Source organism: Hanstruepera marina (assembly GCF_019880635.1).
In the GTDB taxonomy this organism is placed as follows: Bacteria; Bacteroidota; Bacteroidia; order Flavobacteriales; family Flavobacteriaceae; genus Hanstruepera; species Hanstruepera marina.
Genome location: NZ_JAINVX010000001.1, coordinates 54,528 through 71,987 on the forward strand (window position 1 = coordinate 54,528; position 17,460 = coordinate 71,987).

9 protein-coding genes are annotated in these 17,460 nt (G+C 36.0%); all 9 read right to left on the reverse strand.

Annotated features, from left to right (window positions below):
- Positions 1-31: 31 nt before the first annotated feature.
- Complete coding sequence (locus K7G76_RS00275; protein ID WP_223032207.1) at positions 32-2,197, reverse strand: T9SS type A sorting domain-containing protein; 2,166 nt, start codon at positions 2,195-2,197, stop codon at positions 32-34.
- Positions 2,198-2,527: 330 nt separating this feature from the next.
- Positions 2,528-3,442 (reverse strand): glycoside hydrolase family 17 protein, encoded by a 915-nt coding sequence (locus K7G76_RS00280; protein ID WP_223032208.1) that lies wholly within the window; start codon positions 3,440-3,442, stop codon positions 2,528-2,530.
- A gap of 19 nt (positions 3,443-3,461) precedes the next feature.
- Positions 3,462-5,027: an MFS transporter gene (locus tag K7G76_RS00285; protein WP_223032209.1), complete on the reverse strand. Its 1,566-nt coding sequence runs from the start codon at positions 5,025-5,027 to the stop codon at positions 3,462-3,464.
- Between the two features lie 10 nt (positions 5,028-5,037).
- Positions 5,038-6,537: a glycoside hydrolase family 30 protein gene (locus tag K7G76_RS00290; RefSeq protein WP_223032210.1), complete on the reverse strand. Its 1,500-nt coding sequence runs from the start codon at positions 6,535-6,537 to the stop codon at positions 5,038-5,040.
- Positions 6,538-6,562: 25 nt separating this feature from the next.
- Complete coding sequence (locus K7G76_RS00295; RefSeq protein WP_223032211.1) at positions 6,563-7,858, reverse strand: glycosyl hydrolase family 17 protein; 1,296 nt, start codon at positions 7,856-7,858, stop codon at positions 6,563-6,565.
- A gap of 6 nt (positions 7,859-7,864) precedes the next feature.
- Positions 7,865-11,323 (reverse strand): hypothetical protein, encoded by a 3,459-nt coding sequence (locus K7G76_RS00300; protein WP_223033569.1) that lies wholly within the window; start codon positions 11,321-11,323, stop codon positions 7,865-7,867.
- A 173-nt stretch (positions 11,324-11,496) separates the two neighbouring features.
- Positions 11,497-12,312 carry a glycoside hydrolase family 16 protein gene (locus K7G76_RS00305; protein ID WP_223032212.1) on the reverse strand — a complete coding sequence of 272 codons (816 nt, stop codon included), beginning with the start codon at positions 12,310-12,312 and terminating at the stop codon, positions 11,497-11,499.
- 21 nt (positions 12,313-12,333) lie between these two features.
- Positions 12,334-14,262: an Ig-like domain-containing protein gene (locus K7G76_RS00310; RefSeq protein ID WP_223032213.1), complete on the reverse strand. Its 1,929-nt coding sequence runs from the start codon at positions 14,260-14,262 to the stop codon at positions 12,334-12,336.
- Between the two features lie 11 nt (positions 14,263-14,273).
- The gene (locus K7G76_RS00315; protein WP_223032214.1) at positions 14,274-17,420 is read right to left on the reverse strand and encodes a glycoside hydrolase family 2 TIM barrel-domain containing protein; all 3,147 of its coding nucleotides are present in this window, start codon (positions 17,418-17,420) and stop codon (positions 14,274-14,276) included.
- Positions 17,421-17,460 lie beyond the last annotated feature (40 nt).

Genomic DNA, 17,460 nt, shown 5'->3' on the forward strand with positions numbered 1-17,460 from the left:
TGATATTATGCAATAATACTCTAGTGGTTAATTACTGCTTTATTAATTTAATACTTTCTGTTCCTGCTGCCGTATTAATTCTTGCAAAATACAATCCAGTTGGTAAACCTGAAGCATCAATAGTAGCTTTTGTAGTATTGGTGTTTAAATCTAACACCTGTCTGCCTTGGATGTCAATAATTTGAATAGAGTTAATATCCAGATTGTTAGTTTTAACATTCCACACGTTTTGCGTTGGGTTAGGATATACTCTAATTTCTGCATCATTTAATGTAACTGTGTCAACACTTAGTGTTTGGTCATTATTAACCATAGACACGTTATCAAAAAATATGTTTGCAAAAGATCCTACATCAGCACTGGTAACTGCTCCTAATTGTAATGTTATCCCACCACTTACATCTGGACCTACATTAGTTGTAAACTCATAACTTGTCCAAACTTCAGGGTCTGCATTTGGAAACAATGGCCCACCACTTAATATTTGAGCATCTGAAACACCTCCACCAGTTAATTCTGAAAAAAGTTCTGCAAACACAAGTCCACCAGGTCCAACAGAACCACGCATATCGAACTTAATGGTAACTTCATCTCCAGGATTAACAATACCAATTCCTCTATTAGCACTTTTTATTAGACTATTTGAACCTAATGTAGTATTATTAATATTAGCCGTGAAAACCCCTTCTGATGGATTTGTATCAACTACTGTTTGATTACCAGCGGCTGATTCAAATTGTTGCCAATCGGTAAAATCTCCTGTTTCAAAACTACCATTACCTACTAACTCGGTTAACGGTCCTTGAACTACAAAATTTATGGTATATGTTTCTGTAACAGTTGTGTCTTCAGAAGTCACATCAAACGTAGCCGTTCCAGGAACTCCCGATGCTTGCGTTATTGTTCCAACAGTAGCATTCGAGTTATTTGGTGTTACCAAAGTAACTACAGGAACTGGATCACCTTCTGGAACATTAATATTATAAGTTGTAGTAGAACCTGAAAAGCCATTAATTGTTTCTCCATCTAATTGTAAATCAGCTAAAGAAACATCTTGTGCTGGATCACCACAAACCGATAAATATGGTAATGTAATGTTCGGACTATTCTGCCCTAATTGCCAGAATGCTCCTCCCGTACCAGTTTTCTGCCATTGGAAAAACTCAATAACAACATCTCCTGCTGGTGGAGCAGCCCATGTAAGTGTTAAACTAGCTTGTTCTGGCACAGATAAATCTACTGTTCCTATTGTAGCGCCTGACGGCGGTACACCAGCTATTTGAATATTGTTTGGAAAACCTCCAAATCCTCCTGGGTTTGTTGCCGTTATAGTCATAGTATTTCCTCCAGTATTTTCAATCGTTAAATTAATAACTGAATCAGCATTACCACCAAAGTGAAATACTTCAGTATCACAATATGGCGATTGCACAGGATCTCCGCCACCACCTGTATCAGGGCACACACCAAATTCGTCCATTTTATCTTCTCCTGCTGCATGAATTCTATTTGCAAATGTTGCGTTATCAGTATTTATAGTGACTCCATCATTTGTACAAGACAATAAGTCCTCATTAGTATCAGCTCCTGCTGTCCCAGCAGCATCGTTTAATATCCATTTGTATTCAAAACCAACGTCAGGTCTAACAATAGCTGTATAAGTTCCATCACCATTATCTACGGTACCTGGGCCACCAAATTCGCTAAAACCATTAACATCGTAAAGCATATAATAATTTTGACCAGCTCCTGGAGCAGGTGCAGTCAGTACTAACTCTGTATAACTAATACCTGGTTGTCTGAAAGAATTAAAATAGAAAGTTGGAGGGTCTGGATCTCCAATTACAACTATTCTATTACAGAAATTAACATAATCAGTATTGAAAGCCTGTCCAACTGCAACATCATTATCTATTCCTTGTCCTCCAACTTTAGGTGCTAAAGTCTCTTGAAATGTTGAAGCATCGTTAAACGTTACTCGCCATAAATATTCATTTTGAGGATCAGTAGAAGTACTCAAATCAAAACTCCAAATACCGTTTCCATCGTCTACAGCAGGAAAAAACGCAAAACTACCACCAAAATTTGCCAGTAAATCTACAGTTTGAACGTCTGTTAATTCAGAAACATCAACTCTAACAGTCTGTCCCCATAAAAATCCTGTTAAAAACAGAAAAACTAATGTAATTTTTTTCATAATTTTATTTGTTAATTATTAAATATTTAAAAACTCGATACATAATATTCGATTTTAGTAAAGATAAGACTCAAAAAGTGATAAATCCATATTTATCACCAATACAAAAAACATACAAACACAAAAAACATCAAGATGTCAAATAAATTACACATAATTTAATTATAGCTTGCATTCTTAAGGCCTCTGTATTATTTTATGATCTCTAGTAAATTGTAATTGTATAGGTATTGTTGTGGTGGTAATGTTAAATGTTGCGCTATTCTTTCTTAATGTTATTTTTACTTGCACACTTATACAAGTAACAAAAAGCATTATAATCCGTAAAAACTAAAATTTCAAGTTTTCACTTTTATCCCACAACCCCCAATAAGCACCAACATCTCCTTCATCACCCACTTTCCAAGACTCATCAAATGATGAGAAATAATATATGGGTATGTCATTTTCTTTAGTCCAGTTAATGGTGTCAATAAAATACTTCATGGCGGCAATATCTCCTGCAACCGCTCCTTTTAAACTTCCTCCTTCACTTGGCCAACCAGTTTCTGTAATTATGATTGGTTTCCCGTTCGCTGCATCCACAACCTGACCAAACATAGCTTGCATGTGACCCAGAGCATATTCTATAGGGCAGCCTTCCCAATAGGGATATAAATTGGCCAAAATAACGTCAGAGTGTTCAACCAATTCAGGATGTCTGGAAAACTCATAGTAAGCATCTACATATCCTATTGGAATATCTAAACCTTCTAGAGCTACCTTAACGCGTTTTATATACCCCAATAATTCCTCTAACGATAAATCATTGCGATATAACACTTCATTACCTACAGCTGCTACATCAACATAACCAGCCTTAGCCAGTGCAATTAGGCCCTCGATTTCTTTTTCATTATCTTCCATATCGTCTCCTAACCAAGCCCCAACAAGCGTATTCAACCCATGTTTTTTGGCTGCAACTGGAACATGTTCATTACCTTCAACACATGAAAATGATCGGATAGCCTCAACATATGGCTTTAGAATCTGCACACGACGATCAACCTGCTCAAAACTAATATCATCACCTGGTTGCTGACCATCTTCATACATACTAAAACAAATTCCATGAAATCCTTCGTTTATAGTTTTGCGCCACAAATCTTTTAAGGCTTCCCGTGATAGTTTTGAAGTATCAATTCCTACAGTGTTTTTCTGACTATAGCCCTTGTATTTGTAATATGATTCTCTTCTATACGACATATATTTAATTAATTAAAATTTATAACTCACCCCGTCTTTCAACGAGCTGTGCTTTAATTTCCTTTGCTCTTTTTTCATTCAAACTATATTTCCACATCACAATCATCGCCATTGCCGCTGTAGTGGCAGGAACAATAATATCAGCTACGCGAAGCCTAGTCATGGTTTCAACAGCTTGTTCAGTGATGTTCTGATCAAACCCTACTATTTTTAAAATCACTCCACTTAAAATAATAGCTAGTGCTTGCCCTAATTTTACCATCCACCAATATATTGCTCCAAAGGTTCCTTCCTTTCTTGGCATACCATTTTCCAATTCATCTAAATCGCACACATCTGCAGTCATAGACATCATAAGTGTAAACAACCCACCCATACCAAACGCAAATAACGGAATAGGAATAAAAATTAGCCAAGGTATTCCATTACTGGCATCAATACTAAACCAAGACATCCCTGCCTGTTCCAGATATGGGTTTAAAAATTCAAAGATAGATGCGACACCATTGTTCAAGCTTTGTCCGAGGGATGTTTGATTAAATTGATCATTTAGTTGAACGTCGAATCCCCACCATTTTAAAATGTAGCCAATGATAGATAGAAAAGTTGAAATTAAAAACGCATTTCGTTTACCCCATTTGGTAGCCATTTTGGATATAATTGGAATAACAAGAAAAGCTGTAATAATAGCATTTAGAGTGTTGAACCAGGCAGGCCATGTTCCTGCGAGCTCCCAGCTTCCTTGATTCATATAAAATACAATTATAAAAACCGAAAAGGCTGCTACAAGTTGAAATCCATTAAATACCAAAAAAGTTGCGCCACATAATTTCATGAACGGCTTGTTTTTGGAAACTTGCTTAATTCCATGCCAAAGTTCTTTCATATTTGAAGCCAGTGTTTTGAAATTTATCTCTTTTCTGTTTTCCATATGTGCCGCATCAATACCCCTACAAAAAAAGGCTGGCAGAACTCCAAAAACTATACAAACTACACCAACAATAATTGCCATTGTTCGCACACCTTGAGCAGGATTGTCAAAGGTATTTGCATCAGGAATGATGACATATAACCATGGTACAATCATCCAAGCAATTTGACCCATTGAATTAGCAAGACTCATTAAACGGGTTCTTTCATTATAGTCAGAGGTCATCTCATAACCAAGACCTACTAATGGCGTTGCAAACATGGTATTTCCAACTAAAAACAATATTTGCAAAATCATCACATACCAAAAATTGAAGGTTTGTGATGCATTTTCATCAAGTTGCCACATTAATATGAAAAGAATACCACTAATAATTGCACCTGTAAAAATATAAGGTCGGCGCCGTCCAAATCGTGACTTGGTATTGTCTGAAATAAAGCCCATTATAGGGTCTGTAAGCGCATCAAATATTCGAGGTAAACCGCCTAATAAACCTGCCCAAACAGGATCCATTCCAAAAGCGGTTAAAATAAATACTTGAAGATATACTCCTAAAACACCTGGCAAAAGATTAAGCACAAAATGCCCAGCCCCAAAGGCTGCCTTTTGCCCTATTGGCACTCTATTTCGAGATACTGCTTTAATTTTTGACATAATACTTAATTTATCTGTTTAGTATTAAAATAGATTGAAGAGTTTGTCCATCAATATCAATTATGGTGCTTTTGCCATCAAATTGCAATTCAAAATATTTGGATTCCATCCCTTCATTAAAAATGATGACCGTTATTGAATTATCAGGATTTTTAGCTGCTGTAGCCAAAAGACCATTATCTGTTTTTTCGACTCTTAAAACAACCGCACCAGGTCTAATGTATTTACTAAAATGAGCCATGACATAATACAACGGTGTGAAATAGACCTCATCAGCTTCAGGGTCAACAATGATTGGCGCTACACACCAATTTTTAAACCAATTTGGACCACCTTGTCTATCGAGAACCATGTTCCAATCTACCCAACCATCAACCCAATTATTCAGGCATCCAATAATATCTCTAGCATAACGATTAACCGGTGCATATTTTGGATGCAAATACTTTTCGTCTTCTGCGGCCCAATCCCAGCCCCAATCTGTAGCTTCTTTTTTCCAATACCACGCATCATCTTTCCATTTTGGGATTTCCGCATCAATACATCCTTCCGTTTCAATTAAAAACTTATTAGGTGCTTTTTGATGTGCATATTGTAAGGCTTCAGGAAAGACCTCATAGGTGCTTTCATACCAATGAATCGCTGTTCCATCGAAATATTTGGAAGATGCTTCTGTAGCATACATAACATCTACCCATTCTTTTAAACCTGCTCTGTTTTGGTCATAACCAAGTACGATTTTATCACCGTATCCATCCGATTCTAATTTTGGTCCTAAATGGTTTTGAACAAAATCAGTCATCTCTTGTGGCGTAAAATGCATACTCTCCCAGTTGTTTCCATTACCATGTGGTTCATTCTCAACAGTAAAGCCCCAAATAGGAATACCTTGGGCTTCATAAGCATCGATATATTTTGAAAAGAAGAGCGCCCAAGTATCATAATATTCGGGCAATAGCTTGCCACCTACCCAATCGTTATTGTCTTTCATCCATGGTGCCGCTGTCCATGGTGAAGCAAATAATTTAAATCCATCTTCAGTAACAGCCATTGCATCTTTAATCATGGGAATTAAATCGTCTAAATCCTCCTGAATGGTAAAATGCTCTAGATTTATATCATTCTCAACAGGTGAATATGAATAATTACTTAATGAAAAATCACAGGAATTCATATGAGTTCTGCAAAGCGAATAGTTGGCACCATCTTTACTGAAATAGGCATTCAGAATTTTTTCCCGATTAGGTTTGCTCAATTGGTTTAGCAAATATGCAGACGACTCTGTAAAAGCACCACCAAACCCAGTGATGGTTTGATATTTTTTTTCAGGATTAATTTTGATTAGAGATGCTGAATCAGCGGCTTGAAAATCTTGGCGTTTAGTCAGTTTGTTTCCACTAGCGGAAGTTTCATAAACCTCAACTTTTAAAGTCTTGTTTTGCTTTTCGTGATTACAACTAACCATAAAACCTAAAAAAAGACAAGCCATTATATAGCCTATTGATTTCATATTCATTTGTTTTCATTTATAGCCACTATTTATGAGCCATCAATTCTTCATAAGATGGCGGCACCATAACATCAACCATTAGTGATTTATATTCCCCATTATATGTTTTTGTTATTTGATTTCCATTACGCGTTAATCCTTCAAAAACGCCTTTGTCTACTAATTCCCAAATAGGGTATTTGGCTTGACCATCTATGGTGAATAGCCCAAAATGATTTTCCGATCCCTTTGGGTTATGGGCATCTTTCCATTTTTCATTAAAGGCCTCAAAATAAAAGCAGGAAATGCTACTACTATTTGTCCATTCTCTTATTTGCTTGAAATAAAGTCCTTGCTTATACTCGTCAGTGGCTTTGGAACCATTTGGTCCGTAATGTCCGTTAGACACACTGGCCCAACCTGTTTCTCCTATGTGTATGGGTTTGGTTATACCTAAACTTTTTATATAATTTGATACACTATCATATTGTTTTTTTGAAAATTGAATAGCCCGTTTCATGGCTGCATCAATCTTCTCTATACTGGATAATTCTGTTTCATCTTCAGGAACCACCCAAAACTGTGGATTATAATGCGTGTTATGATATGGATAAGTATGCATTGAAATATAATCCACGGCTTCAATTAATTTATTTAAATCCTCATTATGGTATTGGCTATCACCGCCTCCCCAAGATGCAAAATCATCGGAGCTTGTTATCCATATATCTTTCGGAAGTTTGCCTTCCTTTTTCAAGTTTTGCAAATGCGTAACCCATTTTAAGATAACATGAGGCTGTACATAATAACTTGTTGCCCATTTTACCATGGCTTCATTACCCACGGCTAAAATTTTCACTATATCAGGATATGCGTTTGCTAATTTTACAGCACGCTCAATTTCTCCTGCGTTATTGGGGCTTTCTATATCGTGGTTGGGAGCTTGATCTGTCCATGCATTTAAACAGTCTATCCAAGCACCGAGCATGACGTACATTTCAAAATTTGGGTCTTCAGATTTCAACTCTTTAATGGCCTTCAAGACATTAGGCGCATGATCTAATTGTACGTTGTAGGTGCGTAAAATTTTAATCCCCATGGCAGACAATATTCTCATATCATTTTTTAGCTGCTGAATGGTTGGCTGACTATCTCTGGATACCTCTCTGTATCCGCCATAGGATATTGCCAGATATTCTGGATTGCCCAAAATTTCTTTTGCTGTTAAGTTCTTCACTTTTTTCACAGGTGCTGTATTGCTCTTTTTTTGGTTTGAATCATTACATGAAAACATAACTATTGATAAACAGAAATAGATGATATGTAATGATGTTATTTTCATTGGTTTTTATTCCTTTAAAGAAACTTGTATATAATTTATTTCACCTTTTCTTTTAAAGACACTCTCACTTGATTTTGTGTCCATAATTAGAGAATCAAAGACTTCTGATTTCCCATCGTTATATGATACTTCTATAGAACTTTGACTACTTAACTTATAAATGACAGGCACTTGACAATAGGTGAAGCAAATAGATTTTTCCTCAACAGGCAATTTTTTGATTTCGTTATTCAATGCCGTGTAAACAAATGTTTTAGGCTCTTTAAGAAACTCTTCTCCTCTTAATAATCTTGGATTAAACACTATTTTTCCGTTTTCCACAAAAACACCTAATTCACCAAAACGACATAAAATATCTTCTTTTACTTGACCTGTCATTCCTGGTTGCTGGGCACCTTTTCCTAATGGTGTGTGCGAATACGGATCTGTTGGAAAGGCTCCATAAAGTTTTGGTGATTTGTGAACACCAATGCCTTCATTAATTTCATAGTAATGATCCAACAAGCCTCCAATAGTTACGTTACTTTCACCATCCTTATAAGCTTTCAAACTGGTTTCTTGAACTGCCAACAATAATTTTGATACCATGTGCCAATAAATAGAACCAAGACCTTCATATCCAAAAAATGTTCCCGAACGCCCTGTAAATGCCTTATGATTGAATAATTCTTCATAGGTGTTTAAAATTACGGTTGAGTCTTTTTTTACAAGAGCTTCATACTTTTGTGGTAACGCATCAAGAGCTTCCCTCAATCTATCTGCATTATTAAAGTTGCCATTAAAATGGTAACTATTTAAAACATCTTGTTGAATAATCTGCTTATTTCCATCTTTGAGTAATTGTTGCAACAATTCAGACTGCTCAACTGCTTGTTTAGGTAGCCTGTTTTTTTCAAAAAATCCTGGAAGATCTTTATTTGGATACAATAAATAACTATACTGATCTGGTCTGAACAAAACACTTGCTTTTAAGGCGTTTAAAACTTCTAACGATTGCTCTCCAGAAATATAACCTGAACTTAAAACAGCTACTTGTCCTTCCAGCATTTCTGGCAAATATGAAATTGATAATTCAGAATTACCTTTAACAGTCATTAAATTGTAAGCGTGATAGAGTTTGTCTTCACGTTGATTGGCATTGATAGAATGTTCAAGATAGGCATTGGATAAATCTAAAAATTGCGAAATACTAGCTTTGGTTATGTTGCCTTTATTTCCTGAAAATCCGTTATCGTAAATTTTCAATCTAAAATCACTTCCGGCTTGACCTAATCCATCCAGCACCAATTTTCTATCGCTATCAGAAAAACCAGTGTTTAGGCGATTTTTAAAATTATCGAAGGTATTCAGTATTCTATCATAAAACGCTTTAAGTTCCTCTGAAACTTCAAAAGATTCCAATTCAGAAGTTATAATAATACCTTCAAAGAAGTTGATAAATCGTCTTAAATAATAAAGCGTAACCATAGAAACGCCATTTCCTACCAAAGCATTGTTGGCATCGTTCCATTCGGGTCTTTGCGTATTCATCCAAATACCACCTTCAGGTATAAAATTGGACAGTTTAGCTAAAACTGTAGCCAAAAGCTTTTCCATTAAATTCGCCTTGCAAATACCATTAGCTTTATTTCTTAATAACGCACCATCAGCACCAAATTCCTTACGTAATTGATGTATTTCAGCATCAAGTGTGTCATCAAAAACAATAGTATCTTTTGGGTTTTTTAATAAGTCTGCATAGGCCTTTATTCTGTATGGCACATTGGCGTACACAAACATGTTTTCATTGAAATATGCAGCCAATTTATTTGGATAGTGATTCTCAATTATTTCTAAAAATTTGAGCAGATAAATAATTTGGTGGTCTCCCCAATATCCTATGTAAGACCATGGATCATCTGGCTCTATAGTTTCCCAATCAAAACCATCTTTTGTAACTCTGTAAGGGTTGTACCCATCAAAGGTTGTGGCATTTAAGAATTTATGGATCATGCCTTCAATAAATTCTGGATAAGCATGTGCTAGGGCCTCCCAATTCTGAAAGATATCGCGCCAATTGCCTTCATAGTCCAAAATTTTGGAACCATCAACCTCGCTTCTTGTGTTAATTGAAAACTGATTCCATGGACGACTTGGATCACCATGTCTTCTGCTGAATTTTAACGGTAAATATTCATAACAAAGCCTTTTAAAATCACTATTATTATCCGCGTTTGCAAGACCTTTTAGGTGTTCCAGATTAAAGATTTCTTCTAAACTATTTAATACATGTGCCTTTTCTTTGTAGACTTGTTTATTGGCTTTTTGTAGATATGCTATAAAATCGGTTTTCTCAATTTGATAGTTGTCATCAAAAATACCTCCACGCATAATGTTGAACAAGGTATTTGAGAAATGACGCGCATTGCGCAACTTGTTTCTGCTTAATTGCATGGCATCAGATGCTCCTGCCAATTCTAATAAGTGCTTGGTACCTAAATCAACATTCTCCAAAACTTGAGCTTTTAAATCGGTCTCGTGTTTTATTTTTTCAGAAATGCAAACCACATCACTTATGCTTTGGTTGACATTGGCTATGAACATCCAATCTTGTTTCTGTCCTGACTCCAAGTTGACATCAGTAGAAATGAAATAAGCACCTTTTTCAGCTTTTACATCAGTTTCATTCTGAATAGTTTCGCCTCTTCTAAATCTATCCAATTGTAATGACGAGAGAAGATATTTTGGTTTTTCAAATCCTAAACTCCAAACGGTATTTGCCTTTAGGGCTTCGCTAGGCTCCGCCTTATCAACTATTATGGCACTTAAAGCGAATATGCCGATTCCTGTTTCTTCTTGCAACTCACTTCGTTTGTAGGCATCAACCAAATTACTATAACTATTTTGTAGGTCTGACCCAACTCCGAAAGGAATTATGTTTTGAAGCCCATCTAGAACATTCACAGTCACAATAGAATTTGAATGATTAATGAGCTTTGATTTTTTAATAAAACCATAGGCGTTACTGGTACACCACTGATAGCTAAACGTCAGTTCTAAATCATGGTTGATTTCTTCAAAAACCACCTTATTGCCATATTGATTTTTGTATATGTTTCTTTGAATGTCGTAAATACCGTAATATCTATTGGAAAAAGGTTCCCATACATGAGTCTTACCGTTTTTATGAGCTTGCAGTATGGTTTTGCTTCCAGTGGTTTCGGCAAATTCTGTGATTTTATCATCCGTGTAATATGGAAACAAAGCATGATTGGCATCTTTTCTACCTGCTGAAAGACCACCATTACTCGATATAAACATCCAATGATTGGAATTACTAATGAGACTCATAAAAAATGGTCTCATTTTATCTGAATTGGAAATTTTATAATATACCTCGCCTTCAAAATTTATTAATTCACCCGTAATCTCTTCCTCTTTAAATGAAGCCTGATTATTGCCGATATAAATTTTGTTGGGATTCATGCTTGTATTTCTTTCTTCAAAATTTTGATTGCTAGTTAAAATTTTTGTTGTCATAGTAGTCTTTTAAACCTACCCCACAAAATTGTAGGCTAGATTGATGATTCGTAAAAATTTGGGTATTTTTAAAGGTCGAGTAACTGGCTCGACCTTTAAATAAATATGTTTAAATTGTTCTATTGATAAACGCGGACATAATCAACGTACATAGTTTGAGGGAAAACGGTATTGGCATTTGGAGGACCTCCATAATTGCCACCCACAGCAACATTCATAATAATATAAAATGGCTGGTTGTCAAAAACCCATTCACCAGAAACATCTTCTGGTGTTATTTGATTATATAATACATCATCTACATAAAAGTTTATGTATCCTTCTCCCCATTCTATGCCAAACACATGAAAGCCAGTATCAAATCTATCATTTACAAGGTCATAAACTTTAGATATAGATTCCCCTCCAGAATATCCTGGGCCATGAACCGTTCCATTTATAATAGTTGGCTCACTCCCTCTATTTTCCATGATGTCAATTTCGCCGCAGGCGGGCCATTCAACCACATCAGAATTTGAGCCTAGCATCCAAAAGGCCGGCCACATACCTTGTCCCCAAGGCAGCTGAATTCGCGCTTCAAAACGCCCATATTTTTTTTCGAACAAATCTTTTGTTTGAATTCTGGCTGAAGTGAAGCTTGAACCTTCATAAGATTCTTCTTGAGCAGTAATTATCAGCATACCGTCTTGAACGGTAATGTTTTCAGATCTATCTGTATAATATTGTAATTCATTGTTTCCCCAACCAGGTATTCCTTGTTCAACACCATTTCCAATGTCATAGTTCCATTTGTTAGTGTCAATTGGTCCATCGGAATTAAATTCATCCTGCCAAACTAGCTGATTCAAAGTAGTAACTGTTTGAGTTTCGTCTGTAGAACAACTTATTAGAAACAGACTAAATACTATTAAGAGTACATAATTTAATTTATTCATTTTATATTTTTCTTTCTGTTGTTAATCAATAATTTGAATGTCGTCAAAATAGTAGGTACTCCCATCTCCAGGCAGGTCTACTACAAATTCAAAGAACACAACTATTCTTACATAATCTACTGAAGAATTATAAACACTACTGAAATCCCACTCCATTTCTTCCCACTCATCGGAAGTGGTTGTTGAAGCATCAATTTCTATACCTGCTGTATTATTTTGATCTTCCAATCTCACTTTTACTGGAATACCACTTTTTGGAGATAAAACCTTCATCCTAACTTTTTGAGAAGTCGAGAAATTAATTGGAGAATCTAAGTTTAATGCTGTTCCTGCATAGAATTGGGCTCCAACTGTTTTAATAGATTGCAAGACTGTTGATGTTGGGTTAATTCCACTAGCCATTGGGTTAAGTTGAATTGAAGAATCAGCCCCTTCAAATCCAACAAAATCATAAACCAAACTAGTTGATTCAAAACCTATTGGTAATGCTACTTCCGTTGCCATAGAATCATCGACATTTGGCGAAGGTTCTAACACATCACGGTAAAAATAAATATTATCTAAATAGAAATTACTTAAGGATGAACCATTAATATTTTCGTATATAATGAGTCCCAAATTATCCTTGTTAGCCAAAGTTAAAGGAAATTCTAATGTAAACCATTCATTAGCAACAACATCTGAAGAGCTAACAAAAATCTGTTGTCTCGTGTCATCACCACCGCCATCTTGTCCGTCATCTCCAAAATCCACAACCGAAATTAAAAAATCAAAATCTGATGGGATATCACCTGGAATATACATGTTTAAGTGTAAATTGGAATGACCCGAAGCGTCTACAGTTGGGTTCGCAAACTGATTCCCAACAAAATTAAAGTTAGTATAATTTAAAATATTATCTCCATTTACAACAAAATCAGCTGACAATGTTGTCTGGAATGGTTCCCAATATCCATTATAAAAATCAACTGGAACATTTTCATAAACATCACTAAAAATTGAAATAACGTTATCAGGGTCTCGTGTTGGTTCAGGAGCTAAATCAAAATCACCTAAAGAATTAATTGTTAAAGAGCCAGCAGCTTCTAGTCCTCCAATACTAGCAGTAATAACAGCAGTTCCGCCAGAATTAACGGTTATTTGCCCTAATTCGTCCACACTTGCAACGCCAGGGTTTGAAGAAACAAATTCAAAATAACTAGGCGCCGTTACAACTGTTTGATCTAAACCTGTTCCTAAATTGTATGTTTGCGTTAAACCCGTAACTTCTAGCTCTACACCAATAAAAGTATCAGCTATAACATCCTCCCCATTTTGGATTTTAGGTCTTGGATGAGCTAGTGTCCCTAATTTTTCAAATCTAATTTCATCTAACCAAATCGTATATCCGAGACCACCTGTTGCTTGTGTTCCCGCAGCGTATCTAAACACACCTCTTTCTTCAACAAGTTTTGACGGATCTGGAATTGGAACAATATATTTATTCCAACCTGTACCGATACTTACATTAGTTATTGCAGTTTGATACTTATTATCAATAAAATCTTCTCCAAAACCGATAGCATCCAGGTTCACACCTTGAGATGCCTTGGCATAAAAAGTCAAGGCATCAAAACCCGTTAAATCTCTTCCTGCTCCATCAATTCTTAAAATAGCTCCAGCATAATTTCCTTCTGGATCATCTGCATTTGGAACATTTATACGAATAGAAGTGCTTCCTCTATAGGCTTCAACACCATCAAAAGCAACAGCGTCTGGTTTTGAACCTGCATACGGAAAATAAAAATTACTACCTAAAGCAATTGGTCCGTCAATAAAAATATCACCTTCTTTTGAGAACCCTGCTAAAACAGCATCATCTGACAAATCACGTTCACAACTTCCTATTAACAAAAAGATAAATATTAATAGTAGTCCTTTTAATTTATAATTAAATCGTATGTTTTTCATAATCTTTTTTTTTATTTACCTACGTTAATATGGATATACGTTCTAATTTCCCATTCATTCCCATCAGGAAACCCAACAGGGCTTAATACTGGCAGAGTTGAAAATCCTTCAACTGCTGCTGGTGCATATCTATTTGAATATTGATCCAGCGTTCTATAAGTTCCTCGAATACCAATTTGGGTATTGGGCAATATGAACCAATCGGGTTTACCCAAAGTAGTTGACAAATCTAACATGACTTGTACAGGGAATGTAAGGTTAAAATCACGATGATAATCATAAGGCCCCCAATCATTAAACTTTGATGAGTACATTACTTTGAATTTTTTATAGATAACCCTAATGTCACCTCCATAACGTTCAATTAATCTGTCGTCACTACCGTTGGCTTGTGCATTACCGAAATACAAGTTGGCAATGATTCCTAGATCTGAATGTATTTTGGATACGATTCTGGTATTCGATTCCCATAAATCTTGAGCCGGTGCGGCTCCAGGGAAGGCAAAGGTTGTTCTACCATCTGGTAAAATACCAATGGCCGCATCTTGGGAAGTTGGTAAATGACGGAATACAAATCCTGTACTGAATGCAAATTTAGCATCTTCCTGCCTATCATTATCCCATTGATACATCCATGTTCCAGGTGTTGGATCAAAGGTTAACAATAACTCGACACCAACGGTTTCTCTATTTGCTCTCACCGCGAAAGGATCGTCTTGGATGTTTCTTAATCTTCCAGGAGCGCCAACATCGCCTGGCATGGGGTCAACTAATGGTTTTTGCCATAGGAAATTTGGTGCCACTTGAAGGTTTCCAAAAGAATATGTGAAACCGGTTAAAAAATTTGTTTGGTTTCCACTTCCTGTATCTTTAAGTCTCCAACCTGTAAAAGTTTGGGTTGCGTCAGCTCCGCCATTTGCAACAAGCCCCATATAAGCACCCTGCGCATACCAATTAAAACGCCCTTTAGAGAAGGTTATTTTTGCTTTTCCACCCCAATTATCACTTCCTTTTATTTCATCTTCATAAACTGTATAGTTGCCAGGCTCACCTTCTGCTATTTGAAATTTTCTACCATTAAGAGGTTGTCCACCCCAAATTCCACCTAGTTCCACCCCAACATTACCGAATTCTCTTTTTACGTATAATGTTGCACTTCTTGTTTGAGGTAGTGGCACCGCTATTGATGATACTGCTGCATTTGCATCATCAATATCACTTCTATACATTGCCGCCAAATCAAATTTACCAACAGTTCTTTCATACTTAAATAAAACAGCTGGGTTAGCGCCCCACCATAATTGTGGACCAAAGGCAGCTTTTAAACCAGACAATCCCCTCTTACCATCTACTTCTATACCTGATATTTCACCATTATATATATCTAAATTTGGACCATAATTCGCTTCAGGGTAAAGTCCGAAAAAGTCACCTTCGTATTGCCAATGATAATGACCAGTACGATAAAAACCTCTTAAATCAAAATCTTTTGCATTCCATTCATATTCTGCACTATATATTTTTACTCTTTCAATATCTGAAAGCTGAAGTTCTCCTTCGGCCGTGTTTACAGCTCGAGTTCTGGCTCTATTTTCGTAAAATATTTCATCTATTGGGTTTTCAGCTACATTACCAACAATATTAACATTAACTTCTGCTCGCATATTTGCCGTTGGATTGGCTTCTACTCCAATGTAAAAAGATTGCATATGATCAAAACCTAATTCATCAGGAAATACTAAATCATCTTCATTGGGTTCATCTGGTGTGGTTATTAAACTACCACCCGTATTAAAAGTTGTGAATTCGGCTCTTAATTGGCTTATTCCTAATTTTTTCGAGCTTTGGGATTCAAGTGCTGCCTTATCGCCTCTAGCTTTCAAAACAGCATCCATGATTTGTATATTCTTAAAATAATTGTTGAGAAATTCTGAAGTCATTCCCTCATCATAAGGATTCAATTGATGTGCCTCTTTCAAAGTATAATAAGCTGCTCGAGGATAAAGATCATAAAGGCCTCTTTCGTTTGTTGGGCCTTTGGCACAGATTCCAAACCATTCTTCATTCATATTATTCTCACCAGGTTCCAAATCATGCGGATATCCACCGTTGGCCCAAGAAGCATTACTATCATGAATGTCTGCATTCTCTCTATCATCAAAGCCATATTTCCACCATCCATCACTAAACTGAAAGGTGAAACCCCCTATTGAAATTCCAGACTTACCTAATCCTGCTGCATTTTCATAAATTTCCTTCCAATTGCCCAACATATAATAAGCCTGCATTTTTTGGTCTTCCTTCTTCTCTATTTCATTAAATGCATCAGCTCCAAATTCTGTGAATAATAAAGGCATATCTAATTTTTCTTTTACAACATCAAACATGTCAGTAAAGGACACACCTCTATAGGTATTTGTGCCATATATATCCACATCTTTACATTCTTGAGCAACAATGTCAATAAAAAGGACATCCCCGTTACAAATAGCTACTGGATGTGACGAATCTGCAGATTTAATGAGTTTTGCCGCTTCATTCATCAAACGATACATCGGTCTTCCTCTTTTCTCTCCAATAAATTCCTTTTCTTTTTCATCATCTGGAAAATCCTCTGTTTCAGCTCCTTGCCAAAAAAGCCCATAGTTGTTTTCGTTACCTAACAGATACATTAATAATCCAGGCGTGTTTTTGTAATCATTAACGAGAACATCTATTTCAGCTAATAGATGCTCCTGGGTTTTTGGATCATCATAAATGGTAACAGGTGTCCAAACCCCATCAAGTGTCAAGCCATATCGTCCAAATGAATGGTTTAGCATGGTATAAATACCATACTTTTCATAAATATATTTTATCCATCTGGCCGGCACACCTGTATACTGCCTAATGACATTAACTCCCATATTTTTCAATAAGGACATTTCGGTGTCAAGCCCTTCTTTAATAATATCATCTGGATTTTCCCAAAATCTAGCATCTACGGTATTTTTTCCAATGGGAATGTAATCCCAATTCATACCATTTACAATGAAATCTTCACCATTAACCATTAATCGCATACCAGTAGCGTCCTTTTTAACGGTAACTATGTTCTGTTGGGAAAAGCTAAAACAGGTGAAAAAGAAAAGAATTAATCCTACTAATTTGTTTCTCATAGTATTGAAATTTTAATAATCTCTGTATCGTGGATTTTAA

Excerpts from the sequence above, each read along its gene's own strand:
- K7G76_RS00275 (WP_223032207.1), bottom strand. The coding sequence starts at position 2,197 with ATGAAAAAAATTACATTAGTTTTTCTGTTTTTAACAGGATTTTTATGG.
- K7G76_RS00280 (WP_223032208.1), bottom strand. The coding sequence starts at position 3,442 with ATGTCGTATAGAAGAGAATCATATTACAAATACAAGGGCTATAGTCAG.
- K7G76_RS00285 (WP_223032209.1), bottom strand. The coding sequence starts at position 5,027 with ATGTCAAAAATTAAAGCAGTATCTCGAAATAGAGTGCCAATAGGGCAA.
- K7G76_RS00290 (WP_223032210.1), bottom strand. The coding sequence starts at position 6,537 with ATGAAATCAATAGGCTATATAATGGCTTGTCTTTTTTTAGGTTTTATG.
- K7G76_RS00295 (WP_223032211.1), bottom strand. The coding sequence starts at position 7,858 with ATGAAAATAACATCATTACATATCATCTATTTCTGTTTATCAATAGTT.
- K7G76_RS00300 (WP_223033569.1), bottom strand. The coding sequence starts at position 11,323 with ATGAATCCCAACAAAATTTATATCGGCAATAATCAGGCTTCATTTAAA.
- K7G76_RS00305 (WP_223032212.1), bottom strand. The coding sequence starts at position 12,312 with ATGAATAAATTAAATTATGTACTCTTAATAGTATTTAGTCTGTTTCTA.
- K7G76_RS00310 (WP_223032213.1), bottom strand. The coding sequence starts at position 14,262 with ATGAAAAACATACGATTTAATTATAAATTAAAAGGACTACTATTAATA.
- K7G76_RS00315 (WP_223032214.1), bottom strand. The coding sequence starts at position 17,420 with ATGAGAAACAAATTAGTAGGATTAATTCTTTTCTTTTTCACCTGTTTT.